The sequence below is a fragment of the Serratia proteamaculans genome (assembly GCF_004684015.1).
Taxonomy (GTDB): Bacteria; Pseudomonadota; Gammaproteobacteria; order Enterobacterales; family Enterobacteriaceae; genus Serratia; species Serratia proteamaculans_F.
On sequence record NZ_SRIA01000020.1, the window covers coordinates 33,251 to 53,208 of the forward strand.

Annotated in this window: 19 protein-coding genes; 7 read left to right on the forward strand and 12 right to left on the reverse strand. The window is 54.7% G+C overall.

Annotation, left to right across the window (positions count from 1 at the left end; translation table 11 throughout):
- Nucleotides 1-17: 17 nt before the first annotated feature.
- The 8 genes from rseP to rpsB form a co-directional block, all read right to left on the reverse strand.
- Nucleotides 18-1,373 (reverse strand): sigma E protease regulator RseP, encoded by a 1,356-nt coding sequence (rseP, locus tag E5C26_RS19295; RefSeq protein ID WP_012146488.1) that lies wholly within the window; start codon nucleotides 1,371-1,373, stop codon nucleotides 18-20.
- 28 nt (nucleotides 1,374-1,401) lie between these two features.
- Nucleotides 1,402-2,250: a phosphatidate cytidylyltransferase gene (gene cdsA / locus E5C26_RS19300; RefSeq protein ID WP_135317745.1), complete on the reverse strand. Its 849-nt coding sequence runs from the start codon at nucleotides 2,248-2,250 to the stop codon at nucleotides 1,402-1,404.
- 9 nt (nucleotides 2,251-2,259) lie between these two features.
- Nucleotides 2,260-3,018 carry a (2E,6E)-farnesyl-diphosphate-specific ditrans,polycis-undecaprenyl-diphosphate synthase gene (gene ispU / locus E5C26_RS19305; protein ID WP_012146490.1) on the reverse strand — a complete coding sequence of 253 codons (759 nt, stop codon included), beginning with the start codon at nucleotides 3,016-3,018 and terminating at the stop codon, nucleotides 2,260-2,262.
- Between the two features lie 278 nt (nucleotides 3,019-3,296).
- Entirely contained in the window at nucleotides 3,297-4,493 is a 1,197-nt protein-coding gene (gene ispC / locus E5C26_RS19310; RefSeq protein WP_135317746.1) for a 1-deoxy-D-xylulose-5-phosphate reductoisomerase, read from the reverse strand.
- 156 nt (nucleotides 4,494-4,649) lie between these two features.
- The gene (frr, locus tag E5C26_RS19315) at nucleotides 4,650-5,207 is read right to left on the reverse strand and encodes a ribosome recycling factor (RefSeq protein WP_135317747.1); all 558 of its coding nucleotides are present in this window, start codon (nucleotides 5,205-5,207) and stop codon (nucleotides 4,650-4,652) included.
- Nucleotides 5,208-5,330: 123 nt separating this feature from the next.
- Nucleotides 5,331-6,056, reverse strand: a complete 726-nt coding sequence (gene pyrH / locus E5C26_RS19320; RefSeq protein ID WP_004952223.1) for a UMP kinase — start codon at nucleotides 6,054-6,056, stop codon at nucleotides 5,331-5,333.
- Nucleotides 6,057-6,204: 148 nt separating this feature from the next.
- The gene (gene tsf / locus E5C26_RS19325) at nucleotides 6,205-7,056 is read right to left on the reverse strand and encodes a translation elongation factor Ts (RefSeq protein ID WP_135317748.1); all 852 of its coding nucleotides are present in this window, start codon (nucleotides 7,054-7,056) and stop codon (nucleotides 6,205-6,207) included.
- A gap of 128 nt (nucleotides 7,057-7,184) precedes the next feature.
- Nucleotides 7,185-7,910, reverse strand: coding sequence for a 30S ribosomal protein S2 (gene rpsB / locus E5C26_RS19330; RefSeq protein ID WP_020828365.1), 726 nt, complete (start codon nucleotides 7,908-7,910; stop codon nucleotides 7,185-7,187).
- 356 nt (nucleotides 7,911-8,266) lie between these two features.
- On the opposite strand from rpsB, the gene map reads away from it, so the two are divergent.
- The 4 genes from map (at nucleotide 8,267) to E5C26_RS19350 (ending at nucleotide 13,201) form a co-directional block, all read left to right on the forward strand.
- On the forward strand, nucleotides 8,267-9,061 hold the full coding sequence (gene map, locus E5C26_RS19335; protein WP_012146495.1) for a type I methionyl aminopeptidase: 795 nt from the start codon (nucleotides 8,267-8,269) through the stop codon (nucleotides 9,059-9,061).
- Nucleotides 9,062-9,135: 74 nt separating this feature from the next.
- Nucleotides 9,136-11,814: a bifunctional uridylyltransferase/uridylyl-removing protein GlnD gene (gene glnD, locus E5C26_RS19340; RefSeq protein ID WP_135317749.1), complete on the forward strand. Its 2,679-nt coding sequence runs from the start codon at nucleotides 9,136-9,138 to the stop codon at nucleotides 11,812-11,814.
- A 43-nt stretch (nucleotides 11,815-11,857) separates the two neighbouring features.
- Nucleotides 11,858-12,682 (forward strand): 2,3,4,5-tetrahydropyridine-2,6-dicarboxylate N-succinyltransferase, encoded by an 825-nt coding sequence (dapD, locus tag E5C26_RS19345; protein WP_012146497.1) that lies wholly within the window; start codon nucleotides 11,858-11,860, stop codon nucleotides 12,680-12,682.
- A 129-nt stretch (nucleotides 12,683-12,811) separates the two neighbouring features.
- The gene (locus tag E5C26_RS19350; RefSeq protein WP_006318690.1) at nucleotides 12,812-13,201 is read left to right on the forward strand and encodes a DUF3461 family protein; all 390 of its coding nucleotides are present in this window, start codon (nucleotides 12,812-12,814) and stop codon (nucleotides 13,199-13,201) included.
- Between the two features lie 99 nt (nucleotides 13,202-13,300).
- On the opposite strand, the gene E5C26_RS19355 is transcribed toward E5C26_RS19350, so the two are convergent.
- From E5C26_RS19355 to E5C26_RS19365, 3 genes are read right to left on the reverse strand one after another with little or no spacing between them, the layout of a single operon-like run.
- Nucleotides 13,301-13,750, reverse strand: a complete 450-nt coding sequence (locus tag E5C26_RS19355) for a flavodoxin (protein ID WP_037418462.1) — start codon at nucleotides 13,748-13,750, stop codon at nucleotides 13,301-13,303.
- A 33-nt stretch (nucleotides 13,751-13,783) separates the two neighbouring features.
- Nucleotides 13,784-14,554: a tRNA pseudouridine(65) synthase TruC gene (gene truC, locus E5C26_RS19360; RefSeq protein WP_135317750.1), complete on the reverse strand. Its 771-nt coding sequence runs from the start codon at nucleotides 14,552-14,554 to the stop codon at nucleotides 13,784-13,786.
- Nucleotides 14,554-14,883, reverse strand: a complete 330-nt coding sequence (locus E5C26_RS19365; RefSeq protein WP_167796679.1) for a YqcC family protein — start codon at nucleotides 14,881-14,883, stop codon at nucleotides 14,554-14,556. The genes truC and E5C26_RS19365 overlap by 1 nt, the downstream gene beginning before the upstream one ends.
- Before the next feature lie 183 nt (nucleotides 14,884-15,066).
- On the opposite strand from E5C26_RS19365, the gene E5C26_RS19370 reads away from it, so the two are divergent.
- Nucleotides 15,067-16,305, forward strand: a complete 1,239-nt coding sequence (locus E5C26_RS19370) for an MFS transporter (RefSeq protein ID WP_135317752.1) — start codon at nucleotides 15,067-15,069, stop codon at nucleotides 16,303-16,305.
- Between the two features lie 618 nt (nucleotides 16,306-16,923).
- Here E5C26_RS19370 and syd read toward each other — a convergent pair.
- Complete coding sequence (gene syd, locus E5C26_RS19375) at nucleotides 16,924-17,475, reverse strand: SecY-interacting protein (protein ID WP_135317753.1); 552 nt, start codon at nucleotides 17,473-17,475, stop codon at nucleotides 16,924-16,926.
- Nucleotides 17,476-17,538: 63 nt separating this feature from the next.
- Here syd and queF point away from each other — a divergent pair, with 63 nt between their 5' ends.
- Both queF and ppnN read left to right on the forward strand, forming a co-directional pair.
- Nucleotides 17,539-18,384: an NADPH-dependent 7-cyano-7-deazaguanine reductase QueF gene (gene queF / locus E5C26_RS19380; protein ID WP_135317754.1), complete on the forward strand. Its 846-nt coding sequence runs from the start codon at nucleotides 17,539-17,541 to the stop codon at nucleotides 18,382-18,384.
- Between the two features lie 190 nt (nucleotides 18,385-18,574).
- Nucleotides 18,575-19,939 carry a nucleotide 5'-monophosphate nucleosidase PpnN gene (gene ppnN / locus E5C26_RS19385; RefSeq protein WP_135317755.1) on the forward strand — a complete coding sequence of 455 codons (1,365 nt, stop codon included), beginning with the start codon at nucleotides 18,575-18,577 and terminating at the stop codon, nucleotides 19,937-19,939.
- Nucleotides 19,940-19,958: the final 19 nt, after the last annotated feature.

The window sequence follows — 19,958 nt, forward strand, 5'->3', positions numbered from 1 at the left end:
CTAACCTATCCCCGCCCCTAAAGACGAGAAAAATCATTGAAAAGTGCAAGACCCATTAAAAGCACCAACACGATCGAACCTATGCGGTAACTGTAGTCCTGTACTCGCTCGGAAACCGGCCCACCCTTCAGCTTTTCTATCGCCAGGAAGAGGAGATGCCCACCATCTAACACCGGTAATGGGAACAGGTTGATGATACCCAGGTTGACACTGATCAACGCCAGGAACATCAGATAATACACAAACCCGACCCCAGCTGACGCCCCTGCTCCCTGTGCAATCGAAATCGGGCCACTCAGGTTGTTCAGCTTTACATCACCGGTTATTAATTTACCCAGCATTTTGACCGTAAGGCTCATAAGCTGCCAGGTCTTGTCCCCGGCCTGATACAGCGCCGGGAAAGGTCCATACTGGCGAATCGTCTTATACTCGTCCGGCAGCGGCAACACTTTCGGAATGATGCCGGCAAAACCCACCGATTTGTCTTTTCCCACCGGCTTTGTATCCGGTATCAGCGTCAAAGACAAGGGGGCGCCGTTTCTTTCGATCTCTAAAGCCAGCGGTTGCCCTGGACCGTTGTGGATCCGTTTCACCAACGTTTGCCAACGACCCAATAGCTGACCATCGACTTTAACGATCCTGTCCCCCGCTTGTAAACCCGCCTTTTGCGCTGCCGACCCCGGCTGCACTTCGGCAAGGACAGATTCTATCTGCGGGCCGCGTGGAATGATACCCAACGCCACCACGGGATCCTGTTTGTCCGGCTCAAAATTCCACTGGCGCAAATCCAGGGTTTTGGTCACCACACTGGACGAACCAAACGGCGCGATACCTACCTCGGTTTCTGCGTCGCCAATCTTCGCCACCAGCGCCAGACGAACTGATTCCCAATCAGGCGTTTCGATGCCATCTACAGACTTAAGTTCCATTCCAGGCGAAATTTCAGCGTGGGCTGCAATCGATTGGGGGGCGATTTCACCGATTACCGGACGGAAACTGGGCACGCCGATAATGAAGACCAGCCAGTAAGCAAGGATAGCAAACAGGAAATTGGCGATAGGACCGGCACTGATGATAGCGGCACGCTGCCAAACGGTTTTGTTGTTAAACGCCTGATGGCGGAGTTCCGGTGCGACCGAATCAACCCGCTCATCGAGCATCTTCACATAGCCGCCTAGCGGGATCAGGGCAATAACGTACTCCGTACCCTGACGGTCGGTACGACGCCATAAGGCGCGGCCAAAACCGATGGAGAAGCGTTCTACACGGACGCCGCAGCGACGGGCGACCCAAAAGTGCCCGAACTCGTGCACGGTGATCAATACACCGAGCGCAACAAGAAATGCGACTAAGTTCCAGAGCACGCTAACCATAATCCCTTCACTCCCCGCCATTGACGGATTAAAACACTAACAGCATCAGGCAGGCAAATACAGGCACTGCTGCGGTCAGGCTATCGATACGATCCAGTATGCCGCCATGACCCGGTATCAAATGACCGCTGTCTTTGATACCCGCTTCGCGTTTGAACATGCTCTCGGTAAGATCGCCCAGCACGGAGGCCAGCACGGCAATCACCGAACAAATCAGTAAGGTTGTCGGCACCACATTCAGTGGGGCATAACGACCAAACAGCCAGGATATCAGGGCCGAAGTAATCAGGCCACCGACCAGCCCTTCCCAGGTTTTCCCCGGAGAAACTTTGGGTGCCAGCTTATGCTTGCCAAACAGTTTGCCGAACATGTAGGCACCGGAATCCGCGCCCCAAACCAGCAACATCACATACAGCAGCCACCAGGCACCGGTGAAGTGGTTTTGTTCGTAGCCGAACTGGCGCAGCGATAGCATACCCCAGAAGAACGGCACTATGGTCAGCAGACCGAAAACCAGACGTATCGGGCGTGAGTTACGCCACAGTGCAGCCGAGCCGGGATAGAACAGCACCAGCAACAGCGCCGCCAGCCACCAGGCCATTGACAGCCACAGCGACCCGCCTACCTGAGGTAAATGGACCGACTGATGATAGGCCGGAATACTGAGCATCATCAACGCCAGCAGAAAGCCGCACAATATCGCCAACCAGATACGCTGCGAGCGGGAGGTAAATCCGGCCAGTTGGCCCCACTCCCAGGCAGCTAACATGCACACCACGAGTGTTACCAGGGCAAAGCCCACCGGCGGCAGCAAAAACAGCGCCGCGATAACAATCGGAATTAAGATCAGAGCAGTTATGAGGCGATACTTCAGCAAAAGTTCCCCCTAGGACGCATTGGCGCCGATAGGTGTTGTTCCCCCGAAGCGACGCTCGCGTTGTGCAAATGCATTCAGCGCACCTTCAAAGACAAGTTCATCAAAATCAGGCCAGAGTACATCAGTAAAGTAAAGTTCGGCATAAGCAATTTGCCACAGCAAGAAGTTACTGATGCGATGTTCGCCACCGGTACGGATCACCAAATCCACCGGCGACAGATCGTTCATGCAGATCCGCTCACCCAGTAACTCTTCGCTGATTTGATCCGGACGCAGTGAACCATCCTTCACCTGCTCAGCCAGCTCCCTTACTCCCTGAATAATATCCCAACGGCCGCCGTAGTTGGCAGCAATGTTGAGCGTCAGGCCATCGTTATTTTCTGTCAGTTGCTCGGAGCGACGGATCCGCTCCTGCAAACGCGTGCTGAAACGGCTGATGTCGCCGATCACTCGCAGTCTGACATTATGTTTATGCAGGCTTTTTACTTCACTGTCCAAGGCTCGGACAAAAAGCTCCATCAAAGCGGAAACTTCCTGCACCGGACGATTCCAGTTTTCGCTGCTGAAGGCATAAAGCGTGAGCGCATCTAAATGGTTGTTGGCAGCAAAACTGACCGCGCGACGCACCGATTTCACCCCTGCTTTATGACCGAAGACACGTAACTTACCCTGACGTTTTGCCCAGCGCCCGTTGCCGTCCATAATAATGGCGACATGTCGTGGCCCCAGAGTGGACAGATTAGCCTCTTGTTGATTTGCGGACGACATAACTCGTACTTATTTCCTCAATAGAAATACAACTGCCCTTCCGGAACATCAGGCCCTTACGCGCAAAAAAAGCCGTGTGCCCGACACGGCTTTTCAGTCTGCCTTGCGACAGCCGGTAATCTGCGCTGCGCTATCGGCATTCGAGATGTCAATCAGGCCATAATTCAACGGTATAACCGCTGAAAGGTGGCGCAGACTATACCACCTCAGCAGGGCCTGAACAAACGGCCCCACTGCGGCACGCGTAATTTGCGAACAAAATAGGATAATTGCCGGTATCAGTTATGCAGTGATTTAACCAATCCAACCGCAACCTCACGCGCCTGGCGATCTATTTCTAAGACCGCATCAATGCAGGACGGTTCCTGCAATGACAGCCGTTCGACTACTTTTTGGTTCACTGCCGCGATATCGGTAAAGCGAATCTGCTCCTGCAGGAAAGCCGCCACGGCCACTTCGTTAGCCGCATTCAGTGCGGTAGTCGCCGCCTGACCGGCATCAAAGGCTTCAATAGCCAGATACAGGCAGGGATAACGCTTCCGTTCAGGTTCGGCAAAGGTCAGCGAACCAATGCGGCAGAAATCCAGCGCTTCCACACCGGAATTAACCCGCTGAGGATAAGCCATCGCATGGGCGATCGGCGTACGCATATCCGGCGTGCCCAACTGGGCCAGTACGCTGCCATCGGTGTAACGCACCATCGAGTGGATCACCGACTGCGGATGCAGAATCACTTCCATTTGTTCGGCCGAGGCGTTAAACAGCCAACGGGCCTCAATATATTCCAGTCCTTTGTTCATCATGGTGGCGGAGTCCACCGAGATCTTGCGCCCCATTGACCAATTGGGATGGGCACAGGCTTGATCCGGCGTCATCGTGTCGAACTGCTCCAACGGCGTGGTACGGAACGGGCCGCCAGAGCCGGTAAGCACGATGCGTGACACACCATGACTCTCTAATGAAGAGTATCCCAACTGACGCTGAATACTCTCAGGCAAACTCTGAAAAATGGCGTTATGTTCGCTGTCCAGCGGCAGTAACTGCGTCTTGCTCTGTTGCACCGCGTCCATAAACAGACGCCCGCAAGTGACCAGCGATTCTTTGTTCGCCAGCAACACCTGCTTGCCGGCACGAATTGCCGCCAGCGTAGGTAACAGTCCAGCAGCGCCAACAATGGCAGCCGTGACCTGGTCGACGTCGTCCAATGCGGCCAACTCACAGGCCGCCTTCTCGCCCGCCATGACCTCTGTGGCAATACCGTTTTCCGCCAGCAGAATACGCAGTTCACGCGCAGCCCCTTCGTCCGCCATCGCGGCATAGGTCGGGCGAAACTCGATGCACTGTTGTGCCATGACTGCGACATTGCGGCCGGCAACCAGCGCTTTAATCGCAAAACGGTCGGGATTTTCCCTGACCACGGCCAGGGTACTGGTCCCCACTGAGCCGGTGGAACCAAGAATAGTCAGTTGCTTCATGAGCTCACTCTGAATAACTGTCTGATGAGATCGGAGGTGCTCCAGTGTGTAACCTTGGCCACCACTTGTCCATGATCAATCAGTACGATGAAACGGGATCTGCGCCACAAAAAACAAAGCGCCGCCCAGGCGACGCTTTTTTCTGCGTGATGCTGATTAGAAATCCATCAGCTCTTTTTCTTTCTCTGCCAGAGCGGCATCCAGCAGTTTGATATAGGCATCGGTCAGTTTCTGAACGTCGTCCTGTGAACGACGATCTTCATCTTCACTGATTTCCTTGTCTTTCAGCAGCGCCTTAACTTTGTCGTTGGCATCGCGGCGCACGTTACGAACCGCCACACGGCCCTGCTCTGCTTCGTTACGTACTACCTTGATCAGGTCTTTACGACGCTCTTCGGTCAGTGGAGGCAGAGGAACGCGGATCACGCTGCCGGCTGAGCTTGGGTTCAGGCCGAGATCTGAAGCCATGATGGCTTTTTCTACCGCTGAACCCAGGGAGCGATCAAACAGGTTGATGGCCAGAGTACGGGAGTCTTCAACGGTCACGCTGGCCAACTGACGCAGCGGCGTGGCGGAACCATAGTATTCCACCATGATGCCGTCGAGGATGCTTGGAGAAGCACGGCCGGTACGGATTTTACTGATTTGGTTTTTGAATGCTTCTACGCTTTTTTCCATGCGTGAATCAGCATCTTTTCTGATTTCATTAATCACGTTGCGAACCCTTGAAAGCTGGATACTTGGCAGGCCATACCACAGTATAGCCCGTGAATTTTACTCAAGGGAAGCGCGCTACGCCTGGCGTTACCCGCTCCCGCTAAATTTGGCAGACCAGCCTTATTTGCTGATCAGCGTGCCTTCGTTTTCACCCATCACTACCCGGCGCAGCGCACCCGGCTTGTTCATGTTGAATACGCGGATTGGCAGGCCGTGATCGCGAGCCAGCGTAAATGCCGCCAGATCCATCACTTTCAGCTCACGTTCCAACACGTCCTGATAGGTTATATGTTCATACAGTGTGGCATCCGGATTTTTAACCGGGTCAGCGGAGTATACACCATCCACTTTAGTCGCTTTCAATACCACATCCGCTTCAATCTCGATCCCACGCAGGCACGCCGCAGAATCGGTAGTGAAGAACGGGTTGCCGGTACCGGCGGAGAAGATCACCACGCGATTATTACGCAGCAGGCTGATCGCCTCGGCCCAGCTGTAGTTGTCGCACACGCCGTTCAACGGAATTGCCGACATCAGGCGAGCGTTCACATAGGCACGGTGCAGTGCATCACGCATGGCCAAGCCGTTCATCACGGTAGCCAGCATTCCCATGTGGTCGCCCACTACGCGGTTCATGCCGGCTTGTGCCAGGCCCGCGCCGCGGAACAGGTTACCGCCGCCAATAACTACACCGACCTGAATTCCCAGTTCGACCAGCTCTTTAACTTCCTGAGCCATGCGATCCAAAACGCTAGCGTCGATACCAAAACCTTCTGCACCTTGCAGGGCTTCGCCACTCAGTTTAAGCAGAATACGCTGATATACGGGTTTTGCATTGGTTGCCATGGTGATCTGTCCTAAGAAGCAGTATTAGTATTGGGGATTTCAGCCGATGAAACGCGCCTGTGCTGTGTATCATGCCACAGGGCTTGCCACCGGTGTAATTCTGGCTGGATAAAATGGAACCGCCAGACGGCGGCCCCATTAACAGTCATTAAGACTGCTTGCTCATTGCTGCAACTTCAGCAGCAAAGTCATTCTCAACTTTAGCGATGCCTTCGCCCACTTCGAAGCGGATGAAGTTAACCACGTCAGCGTTGTGCTCTTTCAGAGCCTGGCCAACGGTTTTGCTTGGTTCGATAACGAAAGGCTGACCGGTCAGGGAAACTTCGCCGGTGAATTTCTTCATGCGGCCTTCAACCATTTTCTCAGCGATTTCTTTCGGCTTGCCAGACTGCATGGCGATGTCCAGCTGAACCTGGTACTCTTTTTCTACCACGTCAGCAGACACGTCTTCAGGCTTAACGAATTCAGGCTTGCTTGCCGCAACGTGCATGGCAATTTGCTTAACCAGCTCTTCGTCAGCACCGGTAGCGGCGATCAGAACGCCGATACGCGCGCCGTGCAGGTAGCTGCCCAGTACTTCGCCTTCCAGGGAAGCAACGCGACGGATGTTGATGTTCTCACCGATTTTTGCAACCAGCGCTACACGTTCTTCTTCGAACTGTGCTTTCAACACTTCAACGTCAGTGATTTTGCCGGCAAAAGCCGCATCCAGCACTTTGTCAGCGAATGCCTGGAAACCAGCATCTTTAGCTACGAAGTCAGTCTGGCAGTTAACTTCCAGGATCAGACCGTAGTTGCCTTCAATCTTGGTTTTGATCACGCCGTCAGCAGCTACGTTGCCTGCTTTTTTCGCCGCTTTGATCGCACCAGATTTACGCATGTTTTCGATTGCCAGCTCGATGTCGCCGTTAGACTCAACCAGAGCTTTTTTACAATCCATCATGCCAGCGCCAGTACGCTCACGCAGTTCTTTTACCAGAGCAGCGGTAATATCAGCCATTTCTTTTTCCTCGGTTATCTCACGTGGAGACAGTTCTCATTCAGATAAGCAAAGGGGGCCTATAAAGGCCCCCCTAACCAACATATTCAATACCTGGTTAATAAGGGCTCAGTGACGAGCTTGCCTTATTATTCAGCTTCTACGAAGCTTTCTTCCGCTTGAACGGCCAGATCTTGAGAACGACCTTCACGGACGGCGGCAGCAACGGCAGTCAGGTACAATTTGATTGCACGGATTGCATCGTCGTTACCAGGGATGATGAAGTCAACGCCGTCTGGATCGGAGTTGGTATCAACGATAGAGAATACCGGGATACCCAGGTTGTTGGCTTCTTTGATCGCGATGTGTTCGTGATCAGCATCGATGACGAACAGAGCGTCAGGCAGACCACCCATGTCCTTGATACCACCCAGGGAGTTTTCCAGCTTGGCCAGTTCGCGAGTACGCATCAGCGCCTCTTTCTTGGTCAGCTTGTCAAAGGTGCCATCTTGAGACTGGATTTCCAGATCTTTCAAACGCTTGATTGACTGACGAACGGTTTTCCAGTTAGTCAGCATGCCGCCCAACCAGCGATGGTTCACGAAGAACTGGTCGCAGGTGTTAGCATATTCTTTTACCGCTTCGCTTGCTGCGCGCTTGGTACCAACGAACAGGATCTTACCTTTACGGGAAGAGATCTTGGTCAGTTCAGCCAGTGCTGCGTTGGCCATTGGTACGGTTTTTTCCAGGTTGATGATGTGAACCTTGTTACGTGCGCCGAAGATGAAAGGCTTCATTTTCGGGTTCCAGTAACGGGTCTGGTGACCAAAGTGTACACCGGCCTGGAGCATGTCGCGCATGGAAACAGTTGCCATGATTAAACCTCTATAGAGTTAGTTGGGGTTATGCCTCCACGTATCCCATAACGCCGACCCTGGCGGTGATAAATCACCTCAGGGCACCCCGGCGGATGTGCCGATACGTGTGTGTTATTTACACAAAGTGAGTGCAGTTAAAGTATTTTCGGCCTATTCCGCCATTATCACAAGGAAGATGTACGGATCTGCCGGCGCGCTTTATACCATAAACCCAGCCCAGACACCAACTTTTGTTGCCGGGAAAAGGCCGGCGAGAAATCAAATTTGGCAGCCTCTGGCCGGGCTGATACCATAAGAGACTGCTTCTTATTTCTTTCTGTTGTCGGCGAGCACGACACCTGCGGACGAATTTCATGGCAATCTCAATTAAAACACCTGATGACATCCAAAAAATGCGCGTGGCCGGCCGACTGGCTGCCGAAGTGCTGGAAATCATTGAGCCGCACGTCAAACCTGGCGTGACCACCGGCGAACTCGATCGTATCTGTCACGATCACATTACCAACCAGCAGCAGGCGATCTCTGCCTGTCTGGGCTACCACGGCTTCCCGAAATCCGTGTGTATCTCGGTGAATGAAGTGGTCTGCCACGGCATCCCGAGCGATGACAAAGTCCTGAAAGACGGCGACATCGTTAATATCGACGTCACCGTCATCAAAGACGGTTTCCACGGCGACACTTCCAAAATGTTCATCGCCGGTAAACCGACCATTCTGGGCGAGCGCCTGTGCCGCATCACTCAGGAAAGCCTGTATCTGTCGCTGAAAATGGTGAAACCGGGTATCCGCCTGCGCACGCTGGGCAAAGAGATCCAGAAATTCGTCGAGGCCGAGAATTTCTCGGTGGTGCGCGAGTACTGCGGCCACGGCATTGGCGAAGTGTTCCACGAGGAACCGCAGGTGCTGCACTATGACGCTGATGACGGCGGTGTGGTGTTGCAGGCGGGTATGGCCTTCACCATCGAGCCCATGGTCAATGCCGGTGATTACCGCATCCGTACCATGAAAGACGGCTGGACGGTAAAAACCAAGGATCGCAGCTTGTCGGCGCAGTATGAGCATACTATTGTGGTCACGGATAACGGCTGCGAGATAATGACGTTGCGCAAGGATGACACCATCCCCAACATCATTACGCACGAGATGTAAGCGCCGCGGCATTTTGCCGCGATGCATGATGTCACAGGCCGGCTTTTGCCGGCCTTTTTTATGGGCTGCGTACTATGTCTGAAAACTTTCGCCAGCAAGACACCTCGGTCATTCCACAACAGGCCGTGCCGGAGCGGCCTGAGTCTCCCAACGCCTATGGCGATGAGGAGATTAACTGCATCGCGCTGAAACAACGCCTCGAACAGTTCCAGCTGTGGCTGGCGGCAGCGTTCAACGCCGGTTCCAGCGCCGAAAGTCTGGTAGCGGCACGTAGCCACTTTATCGACCGCCTGCTGCGCCGCCTGTGGGTGTTCTACGGATTTGAAGATATTCCAGAAACTGCGCTGGTTGCCGTCGGCGGTTACGGCCGTGGCGAACTGCACCCGCTCTCTGACATTGATGTGCTGGTGCTCAGCCAGCGCCGCCTGAATGAACAGCAATCCCAACGCGTGGGGGAATTTATCACCCTGCTGTGGGATCTGAAGCTGGAAGTCGGCCACAGTGTGCGAACGCTGGAGGAATGCTTGCTGGAAGGGCTGGCGGACCTGACCGTCGCCACCAACCTGATTGAATCGCGGATGATCTGCGGCGATGTCGCGCTGTTTCTGCAAATGCAAAAGCATATCTTCAGCGATGGTTTCTGGCCCTCCCCACAATTTTTCCACGCCAAGGTGGTTGAGCAACAGGAGCGTCATCAGCGCTACCACGGCACCAGCTACAATCTGGAACCGGATATCAAGAGTAGCCCCGGCGGCCTGCGCGATATTCACACCTTGCTGTGGGTGGCGCGTCGCCATTTTGGCGCCACTTCGCTGGACGAAATGGTCGGCTTCGGTTTTCTGACCCAAGCCGAACGCAACGAACTGAACGAATGCCAGAGCTTCCTGTGGCGTATCCGCTTCGCACTGCACCTGGTACTGCCGCGCTACGACAACCGTTTGCTGTTTGATCGCCAGCTCAACGTGGCACAGTTGCTGCGTTATGAGGGGGAAGGCAACGAACCGGTTGAACGTATGATGAAGGATTTTTATCGCATGACGCGCCGCGTCGGCGAGTTGAATCATATGCTGCTGCAGCTGTTCGACGAGGCAATTCTGGCGTTGGACGCAACGGAAAAACCGCGCCCGCTGAACGACGATTTCCAACTGCGCGGCGATCTGATCGACCTGCGTGATGAGACGCTGTTCATCCGCCAGCCGGAGTCCATCATGCGGATGTTCTACCTGATGGTACGCAACCGCGAGATCAAAGGCATTTATTCCACCACCGTACGCCAGCTACGTCATGCGCGCCGCCATTTGAAACAGCCGCTGTGCACCATTCCTGAGGCACGTGAACTGTTTATGGCTATTCTGCGCCACCCTGGTGCGGTCTCCCGGGCGTTGGTGCCAATGCATCGCCACAGCGTGCTGTGGGCCTATATGCCGCAGTGGGGCAAAATCGTCGGGCAAATGCAGTTCGATCTGTTCCATGCCTACACCGTCGACGAACACACCATTCGCGTCCTGCAAAAGCTGGAGAGCTTTGCCGATGCCGAAACCCGGCCGCGTCATCCATTGTGCGTCGAGCTGTATCCACGCCTGCCCAATCCGGAACTGCTGTTGCTGGCCGCATTGTTCCACGATATCGCCAAAGGACGCGGCGGCGACCACTCAATCCTCGGAGCCCAGGACGTACTGGAGTTCGCCGAATTACATGGCCTGAACTCCCGCGAAGCTCAACTGGTCGCCTGGCTGGTGCGTTGTCATTTGCTGATGTCGGTGACCGCCCAACGCCGCGACATTCAGGATCCGACCGTTATTCAGCAGTTCAGCGCCGAAGTGCAGAGCGAAACCCGTCTGCGTTATCTGGTCTGTCTGACGGTGGCGGATATCTGCGCCACCAACGAAACCCTGTGGAACAGTTGGAAACAGAGCCTGTTGCGTGAGCTGTATTTTGCCACCGAAAAGCAGCTGCGCCGCGGCATGCAAAACAGCCCGGATCTGCGTGAGCGCGTGCGTCATCATCGCCTGCAGGCGTTGGCGTTGCTGCGTATGGACAATATCGACGAAGAAGCACTGCACCGCATCTGGAGCCGCTGTCGCGCCGATTACTTCCTGCGTCATTCACCCAACCAGTTGGCCTGGCACGCCCGCCATTTGCTGGCCCATGATTCCACCAAACCGCTGGTGCTGGTCAGCCGGCAGGCAACGCGCGGCGGCACCGAAATTTTCATCTGGAGCCCGGACCGCCCTTACCTGTTTGCCGCCGTAGCCGGTGAGATGGATCGCCGTAACCTGAGCGTACATGACGCGCAGATCTTCACTAACCGCGACGGCATGGCAATGGATACCTTTATCGTGCTGGAGCCGGACGGCAGCCCGCTGGCCCAGGACCGCCACACGGCGATCCGTCACGCACTGTTGCAAGCCATTACCCAGCGGGAATATCAGCCGCCGCGCGTGCGCCGGCCGTCTTCCAAGCTGCGTCATTTTAGCGTGCCGACCGAAGTCAGCTTCCTGCCGACCCATACCGACCGCCGCAGCTATCTGGAACTGACCGCGCTTGACCAGCCAGGTCTGTTGGCTCGGGTGGGCGAAGTCTTCGCCGATCTCGGTCTGTCGCTGCACGGCGCTCGCATCTCTACTATCGGCGAGCGGGTTGAGGATTTATTTATTCTGGCCGACAGCGATCGACGCGCCCTTAACCCGGAAACACGCAGAAAGTTGGAACAACGGTTGACAGAGGCCCTCAATCCAAACGATAAAATGTGATACAAGTAACTTTTTCGTAGACAACATCAGGACAGAGAACAGCATGCAGCAATTACAAAACGTTATTGAAAACGCCTTCGAACGCCGTGCGGAAATCACCCCGGCGAACGCAGACACCGTAACGCGCGAAGCGGTAAACCAGGTGATCGCCCTGCTGGACAGCGGCGCCCTGCGCGTTGCCGAGAAGATTGACGGTCAGTGGGTAACGCATCAGTGGCTGAAAAAGGCCGTGCTGCTTTCTTTCCGCATCAATGACAACAAAGTGATGGACGGTGCCGAAACCCGTTATTACGACAAAGTGCCAATGAAATTCGCCGATTACGACGAAGCGCGCTTCCAGAAAGAAGGTTTCCGCGTGGTGCCACCAGCCACCGTTCGCCAGGGCGCGTTCATCGCCCGTAATACCGTGCTGATGCCATCCTACGTGAACATCGGTGCCTACGTTGACGAAGGCAGCATGGTGGATACCTGGGCAACCGTCGGCTCTTGCGCGCAGATCGGCAAAAACGTTCACCTGTCCGGCGGCGTCGGCATCGGTGGCGTACTGGAGCCACTGCAGGCCAACCCGACCATCATTGAAGACAACTGCTTCATCGGTGCGCGTTCAGAAGTGGTTGAAGGCGTGATCGTGGAAGAAGGTTCCGTGATCTCCATGGGCGTGTATCTGGGCCAGAGCACCCGCATTTACGACCGTGAAACCGGCGAAGTGCACTACGGCCGCGTACCGGCCGGTTCGGTAGTGGTTTCCGGTAACCTGCCGTCCAAAGATGGTTCTTACAGCCTGTATTGCGCGGTGATCGTCAAGAAAGTCGATGCCAAGACGCGTGGTAAAGTCGGCATTAATGAGTTATTACGTACCATCGACTAAAATAGACATGGCGGGTTAATCACCCGCCATTTTTTTATCTTCATTACGTGAGCTGTCACAGTCTCTGGCGCGGTTATTCGCCATAATCCCAGACCGTGGAATATAGTCTATTTATAAGGTGGCGCTATTATGTATGACAACCTGAAAAGCTTAGGAATCAATCAACCGGAAGATGTCGATCGCTATAGCCTGCGTCAGGAGGCCAATAACGACATTCTTAAGATTTATTTCCGCAAGGATAAAGGCGAATTCTTTGCCAAGAGCGTGAAATTCAAATATCCGCGCCAGCGTAAAACGGTCGTCGCGGACAATGCCGGCCAGGGTTACAAAGAAATCCACGAAATTAACCCGAACCTGCGTTACGTGATTGATGAACTGGATCAGCTCTGCCAGCGCGATCAGGTGGAAGTCGATCTGAAACGCAAAATTCTTGATGACCTGCGTCATCTGGAAGGCGTGGTCTCCCACAAAATTGCCGAGATCGAATCCGATCTGGAAAAACTGACTCGCGGTAAGTAAGAGTTCAGCGAACTGATACTACAGATTGTACGGGCGCAGCATACTGCGTCCGTATTAATCGGGGCGAATATATTCGCCCCCTACAGGCGACGGGTAATTCTATTTCAGCAACGTGCCCCACTTCTCAACCCACGGGCAAGAAACCACTTCAGGTTCAGGCTGTTCCATAGCATCGATTTCCAGCACCTCACCCACACGGGTGGCCCCTTGTTCCTGCAGCAACGCATCAAACGCACGCCCGGCACCGCAGAAATTGTCGTAGCTGCTGTCACCCAGTGCGATCAGCCCATAGCGCAGCTCCGGCTGGTAGCCGACCTGGTCACGGATAGCGTGAAACAGCGGTGCAATGCTGTCCGGCAAATCACCCTGGCCGGTCGTTGAAGTAATCACCAGCGCGTAGTGCTGACGGTAAAACTGCCAGGCCTCAAGCGTGCCTTCTTCAAACAGTTTGACCTCATGGCCCTGCTCGCTGAGGATCGTTTCAGCCTCTTCCGCCACCAATAACGAGTTGCCGTAGACCGTTCCCACGAAGATTCCAACCTGAGCCATTGCCCCTACTCCCTTAAATTTCTTTGAAAATGATCAGTTATCCTGACCGCTAGCCGAAGGAAACTCAACCCTGGCAAGTTCAGGGAGACTCTCAGTCCAGCCAAACTGTGACATGACGCCTTGCCAGGGTTCATCCCAACGCGCGGAAATATGCAGCGGCTCACCGGTCACCGGATGATTCAGTTGCAGATGACTGGCGTGCAGCATCAGGCGTGGACAGCCAAAATGCTGGGCCATCCCCCGGTTCTGGTTCAGGTCGCCGTGTTTGCTGTCACCAATAATCGGATGGCGGATATGCACCATATGGCGACGCAACTGGTGCTTGCGGCCATTTTCCGGCTTCAGCTCAACCAGGCTGTAGCGCGCGCTTTCATAACGGCCAATCGCCACCGGCATTTCTACCTGCGCCAGCGGCCGGTAATGAGTGACTGCCGGCTGTGGGCCTTTGTCTTTCGAGGCAAACTTGTCAGCAATCTTGTCCAGCTCTTCCGTCAGCGGGTAATCAATGGTCGCGCCTTCCAGCACGTAACCACGCACCACCGCGTGGTAGGTTTTCTGCATCTGATGCTGTTCAAACTGCTGCGACAACAACCGCGCTACCTCACTGGACAGCGCCATCAACAGCACCCCGGAGGTAGGCCGATCGAGGCGATGCACGGTAAACACGTGCTGGCCAATCTGATCGCGTACGGTTTGCATCACAAACCGGGTTTCATGGCGATCCAGCCAACTGCGGTGTACCAACCAGCCGGAAGGCTTGTTCACCGCCACCAAATGCTCATCCTGATAGAGAATCTCAAGCATTATTGCAGCTCTTTATTCAGCATGTTATCCAGGCGCTGCAACAACACCAATAGCGGCATGCAGTTGGGATCGTTATCTTTCAACGCCTCTTCGAAATAAGGCGTGATGGCAAAACGTGTCGGCAGCGGCGCTCCCGCATCCAGCAACGCGTACATGCGTGGCAGAAAGACCCATTGCAACCAGGCTTCGGCCGACATGCTGTCAATGCAAAATGGCTCGGGGCTGGCGAAGGCTTCAGGCTCGGGCGGCGTAGCTTGCCACAGCGCCAGCTCTCGCATTGACTGTTCAATCGCCTGCAAACTAAGGCGAACCTGATTTTGTATACTCATCTGCATTCCCGATCTGTTTAAACCATGATATTCAGCGGCGCGGCTGAAAGGCGGCAAAGCATAGCATTTTACTTTTTATAGCCCAAATCCAGCTGAGTTGATGGCCAAGATAGATTTGAACTGGTGGCCGGCACGCTCACACGGCACAATGTGTTCACCAAATAAACCACAAAGATTAGACAGATGCCCGTAATCACACCGACAAAAAATCACGCCACGCCCGGCAAAGCCATGGTGGCTTCGGTCACCGGCTACGCCATGGACGGCTTTGACCTGCTGATCCTCGGCTTTATGCTGCCGGCCATCAGTATCGAAATGGGGCTAAGCTCCTCCGCTGCCGGTTCACTGGTCACCTGGACGCTGATCGGCGCGGTACTGGGCGGCGTGATCTTCGGCCACCTCAGCGATCGCTTTGGCCGTATCCGGGTGCTGACCATTACCATTCTGATGTTCTCACTGTTTACCGGTCTGTGCGCGCTGGCGCAAGGCTACTGGGATTTGCTCGCCTACCGCACGCTGGCGGGCATCGGACTCGGCGGTGAGTTCGGTATCGGCATGGCACTGATCGCCGAAGCCTGGCCGGCAGAGAAACGCAATCGCGCCTCGGCCTATGTGGGTATGGGCTGGCAGCTTGGCGTCCTGGCTGCGGCGTTCCTTACCCCACTGCTACTGCCCCATATCGGCTGGCGTGGCATGTTCCTGGTTGGGCTGTTACCGGCGCTGGTGTCGTTCCTGATCCGCCGCACTCTGGGCGAGCCGGAAGAGTTCGTCCGTCAGCAAAACACCGGTCAGCAACTGTCATTTTCCCAGCGCATAAAGCTGCTGTTCAAGGATCGTGCGACCAGTAAGGCCAGTATCGGCATTTTCATTCTATGCTCGGTGCAGAACTTCGGTTACTACGGGCTGATGATTTGGATGCCGACCTACCTGGCAAAAAACTTCGGTTTCTCACTGACCAAATCCGGCTTGTGGACAGCCGTCACGGTGATCGGCATGACCTTTGGCATCTGGCTATTTGGCGTCTTGGCCGATCGTTTCAGCCGCTGGAAGATTTTTATCTGCTATCAGATTGGCGCGGTGGTGATGGTGGTTGTCTATGCGCAATTAAGCGATCCCACGCTGATGCTGTTTGCCGGGGCGCTGATGGGGTTATTCGTTAATGGCATGATTGGGGGCTATGGCGCACTGATCTCCGATACCTACCCGGTTCAGGCGCGTGCCACTGCACAAAATATTCTGTTTAACCTGGGGCGAGGCGTTGGCGGACTGGGGCCATTGGTTATCGGCGCGTTGGTGACACAGGTGTCCTTCACTGCGGCGATCAGCCTGCTGGCGGCTATTTATTTGCTGGATATCTACGCCACGCTGTTCCTGTTACCGAAAAAACAGAGCGATGGCGATACGCTGGGTGCGATTGGTTAATAACTTAGATGAATGTAAGCAGGGTTAAGTATTCTTGATACTTAAGACATGAACCCTATAAAAAGTTGAGGGCACTGCGCTAACAGTGCCCTCGGTTCGTTTTATAGCAGTCCCGCTACACAGTGTGCTCCCTGCTCAATCCTTGAAAACTTTTCCTGCGGCCATCCTGACCAAAGCAATCCTGGCTCTATCCTGTAGCATCATCCTGACGCGGTTCCTCAGTCCTCATGACCCGCCAACCATCCTGTGCCGGCTCTCAATCTCCATCCTGGAGGTGTCCCTGGTTTCAATCCTGAAACATCCTGGCATCTCCTGACGCCGTCCTCCGCTCTTCACTGAGCGCATCCACTTCTTCATCCTGAAGCTGCATCATCCTGATGCTTTCCATTCCACCGAATCCCTTCCGGTTGAACATAAGATCGCTTAATTATCCCGGGTTCACAAGGGCTTACTGGCGGGCTGACAGGAAATTAATGCTAAGAGTTATCCTAAAGGAAATCTAACCAATTGATCTGGATAACAATAAACCCTATATACACGACTGAGAGAAGAAAATTAAAAGCGATCTCTCACAGCCCGTGTGAGAGATCTCGCACACGGACTTCAGGACAAAAAGGCTCAAACACCCAACGTCGGGCGCAATGCATCGAGGAAATTGCCCAACGAAGCCGCCAGCAAAGTACGTTTATCACTGCCAAACTGCTCCAAAACCACATTGCCGCTGACGTTACACAACGAGACCATGGTCATTTCTGATTCGGTGGTTGCCAGGAACAGCGTTGGCGACAGTTTCAGGCGCTTTTGCGTCACCAGATGACCGATCAGGTTTTCCTGCAGACGAATAAAGTCGTCCTCGCTCCACACCTGCAACAGAGTCACATGGTGCTCACCGAACTGGGCGCTCATGTCACCGGCATACTGCTGGGTATAAAACAGGTTGATATCCGACTGCAAGCGCAGCTCGAGCGCGGTCTCTACCTTTTCCAGCGTCGCCGCCGGGGTAAACGGCTGGGGCAACCACAGCACTTCGTCATCACGATTTTCTACCAGACAAGGCGACGGCACGCCGTACAGCTCCTGACTGGCTGGGGCATGACCACGCTGTTGCTGCCAAAGGTCAACATAGCGCTGGGTAAATTCACGCAGGGCGTGCGGTACATCATGGTCCATATTTTTTCTCGCATACGGTAAACTGGCAACCATTGTACCTATCTATTACCAAGGTGACAGCAGATGTCCTCCTACCAAGACCATCACGCCCTGTCGGCACTGACGCTGGGCAAAGCTACCGCATACCGCGACCATTACGACGCCACGCTGTTACAGGCGGTACCGCGCAGTATGAACCGCGAGCCGCTGGGATTGTATCCGGACAGCCTGCCGTTCCACGGTGCCGATATATGGACGCTGTACGAACTCTCCTGGCTGAACGACAACGGCTTGCCGCAGGTGGCCGTCGGTGAGATCAGCCTGACTGCCGACAGCATCAACCTGATTGAGTCCAAGAGCTTCAAGCTTTACCTCAACAGCTTTAACCAAACGCCTTTTCGCGACTGGGAGACGGTGCGCAATACCTTGCAGCGCGATCTGTCTGCCTGCGCTCAGGGCGAGGTCAGCGTCTCATTGTTCCGCGTAGATCAACTGGAAGGCAGCCCGATCGCCCGGTTAGACGGCGAATGCATCGATAACCAGGATATCCGCATCGATAATTACGAGTTCAATGCCGATTACCTGCAAAATGCCACCGGCCCCCTGCAGGTAGAAGAGCAGTTGGTCAGCCATCTGTTGAAGTCCAATTGCCTGATCACCAACCAGCCGGACTGGGGCTCGGTGCAAATTGATTATCGTGGCGGGCAGATCGATCGCGAGGCGCTGCTGCGTTATCTGGTTTCCTTCCGCCATCACAATGAATTCCACGAACAATGTGTCGAGCGCATCTTTAACGACCTGATGCGTTACTGTCAGCCGCAAAGCCTGACGGTGTATGCGCGCTATACCCGTCGGGGCGGGTTGGACATCAATCCATGGCGCAGCAACACTGACTTTGTCCCATCACATGGCCGCCTGGCACGCCAATAAGTGCGAAGTATTGCTCAACAACTGAGCTAACGAGCGGTTTGTATTGGTAAAAATCAGGGGACGGCGGTAAGGTTAAATTCGGAGCGCCAGGCATTCCGACTGGGTTTGCCGCCGTGCGCTAACGATAACGAGATGCTGTTCTGCTGCGTATGGATTACTACTGCCCCTTTCCGGGTGCAAAGGAGTTACCTTGATTACACACATCAGCCCGCTTGGCTCTATGGATTTGCTGTCGCAGCTGGAAGTAGACATGCTGAAGCGTACCGCCAGCAGCAGTCTATACCGTTTATTCCGCAACTGTTCACTGGCCGTCCTGAATTCCGGTAGCCAGACCGACAACAGCAAACAGCTGCTGTCACGCTACGAAACCTTTGATATTAACGTCCTGCGCCGTGAGCGTGGGGTCAAACTTGAACTGGTGAATCCGCCGGAAGACGCCTTCGTCGACGGGCGAATCATCCGTTCGCTGCAGGCCAACCTGTTTGCCGTGCTGCGCGATATCCTGTTCGTTCACGGGCAGATCGACAGCGCCGGTCGTTTCCAGCATCTGAATCTGGAAAACTCGGCCCATATTACCAACCTGGTATTCTCTATCCTGCGCAACGCCCGCGCGCTGCACCTTGATGAAGATCCAAATCTGGTGGTGTGCTGGGGCGGCCACTCGATCAACGAAAACGAATACCTGTACGCCCGTAAGGTCGGTAGCCAACTGGGCCTGCGTGAACTGAATATCTGTACCGGCTGCGGGCCGGGCGCCATGGAGGCGCCGATGAAAGGCGCGGCCGTAGGACATGCCCAACAGCGCTACCACAACAGCCGCTTTATCGGCATGACCGAGCCATCGATCATCGCCGCTGAGCCACCAAACCCGTTGGTCAATGAGCTGATTATCATGCCGGACATTGAAAAACGCCTGGAGGCCTTCGTCCGTATCGCCCACGGCATCATCATCTTCCCTGGCGGTGTCGGCACGGCGGAAGAGCTGCTGTATCTGCTGGGGATCCTGATGAACCCGGAGAACAGCGAACAGGTACTGCCGCTGATCCTCACCGGGCCGAAAGAGAGCGCCAACTACTTCCAGGTGTTGGATGAGTTCATCATGAACACGCTGGGAGACGAAGCGCGCCGTCACTACACCATCATCATCGACGATCCGGCCGAAGTGGCGCGTCAGATGAAAAAAGCCATGCCGCTGGTGAAAGAGAACCGCCGTAATACCGGCGATGCCTACAGCTTTAACTGGTCGATTCGCATTGCACCGGATCTGCAACTGCCGTTTGAGCCAAGCCATGAAAATATGGCCAATCTCAACCTGTATCCCGACCAGCCCGCCGAACAGTTGGCTGCCGCGCTGCGCCGCGCATTTTCCGGCATCGTCGCCGGTAACGTGAAGGAAAATGGCATTCATGCCATCGAACAGTTCGGTCCGTACAAGCTGCATGGCGAACCGCAGATGATGAAGCAAATGGACAGTCTGCTGCAGGGTTTTGTCGCCCAGCACCGTATGAAGCTGCCGGGTACCGCTTATGTGCCCTGTTACGAAATAGTCGCTTAATGAGCAATCCAGGGCGGCC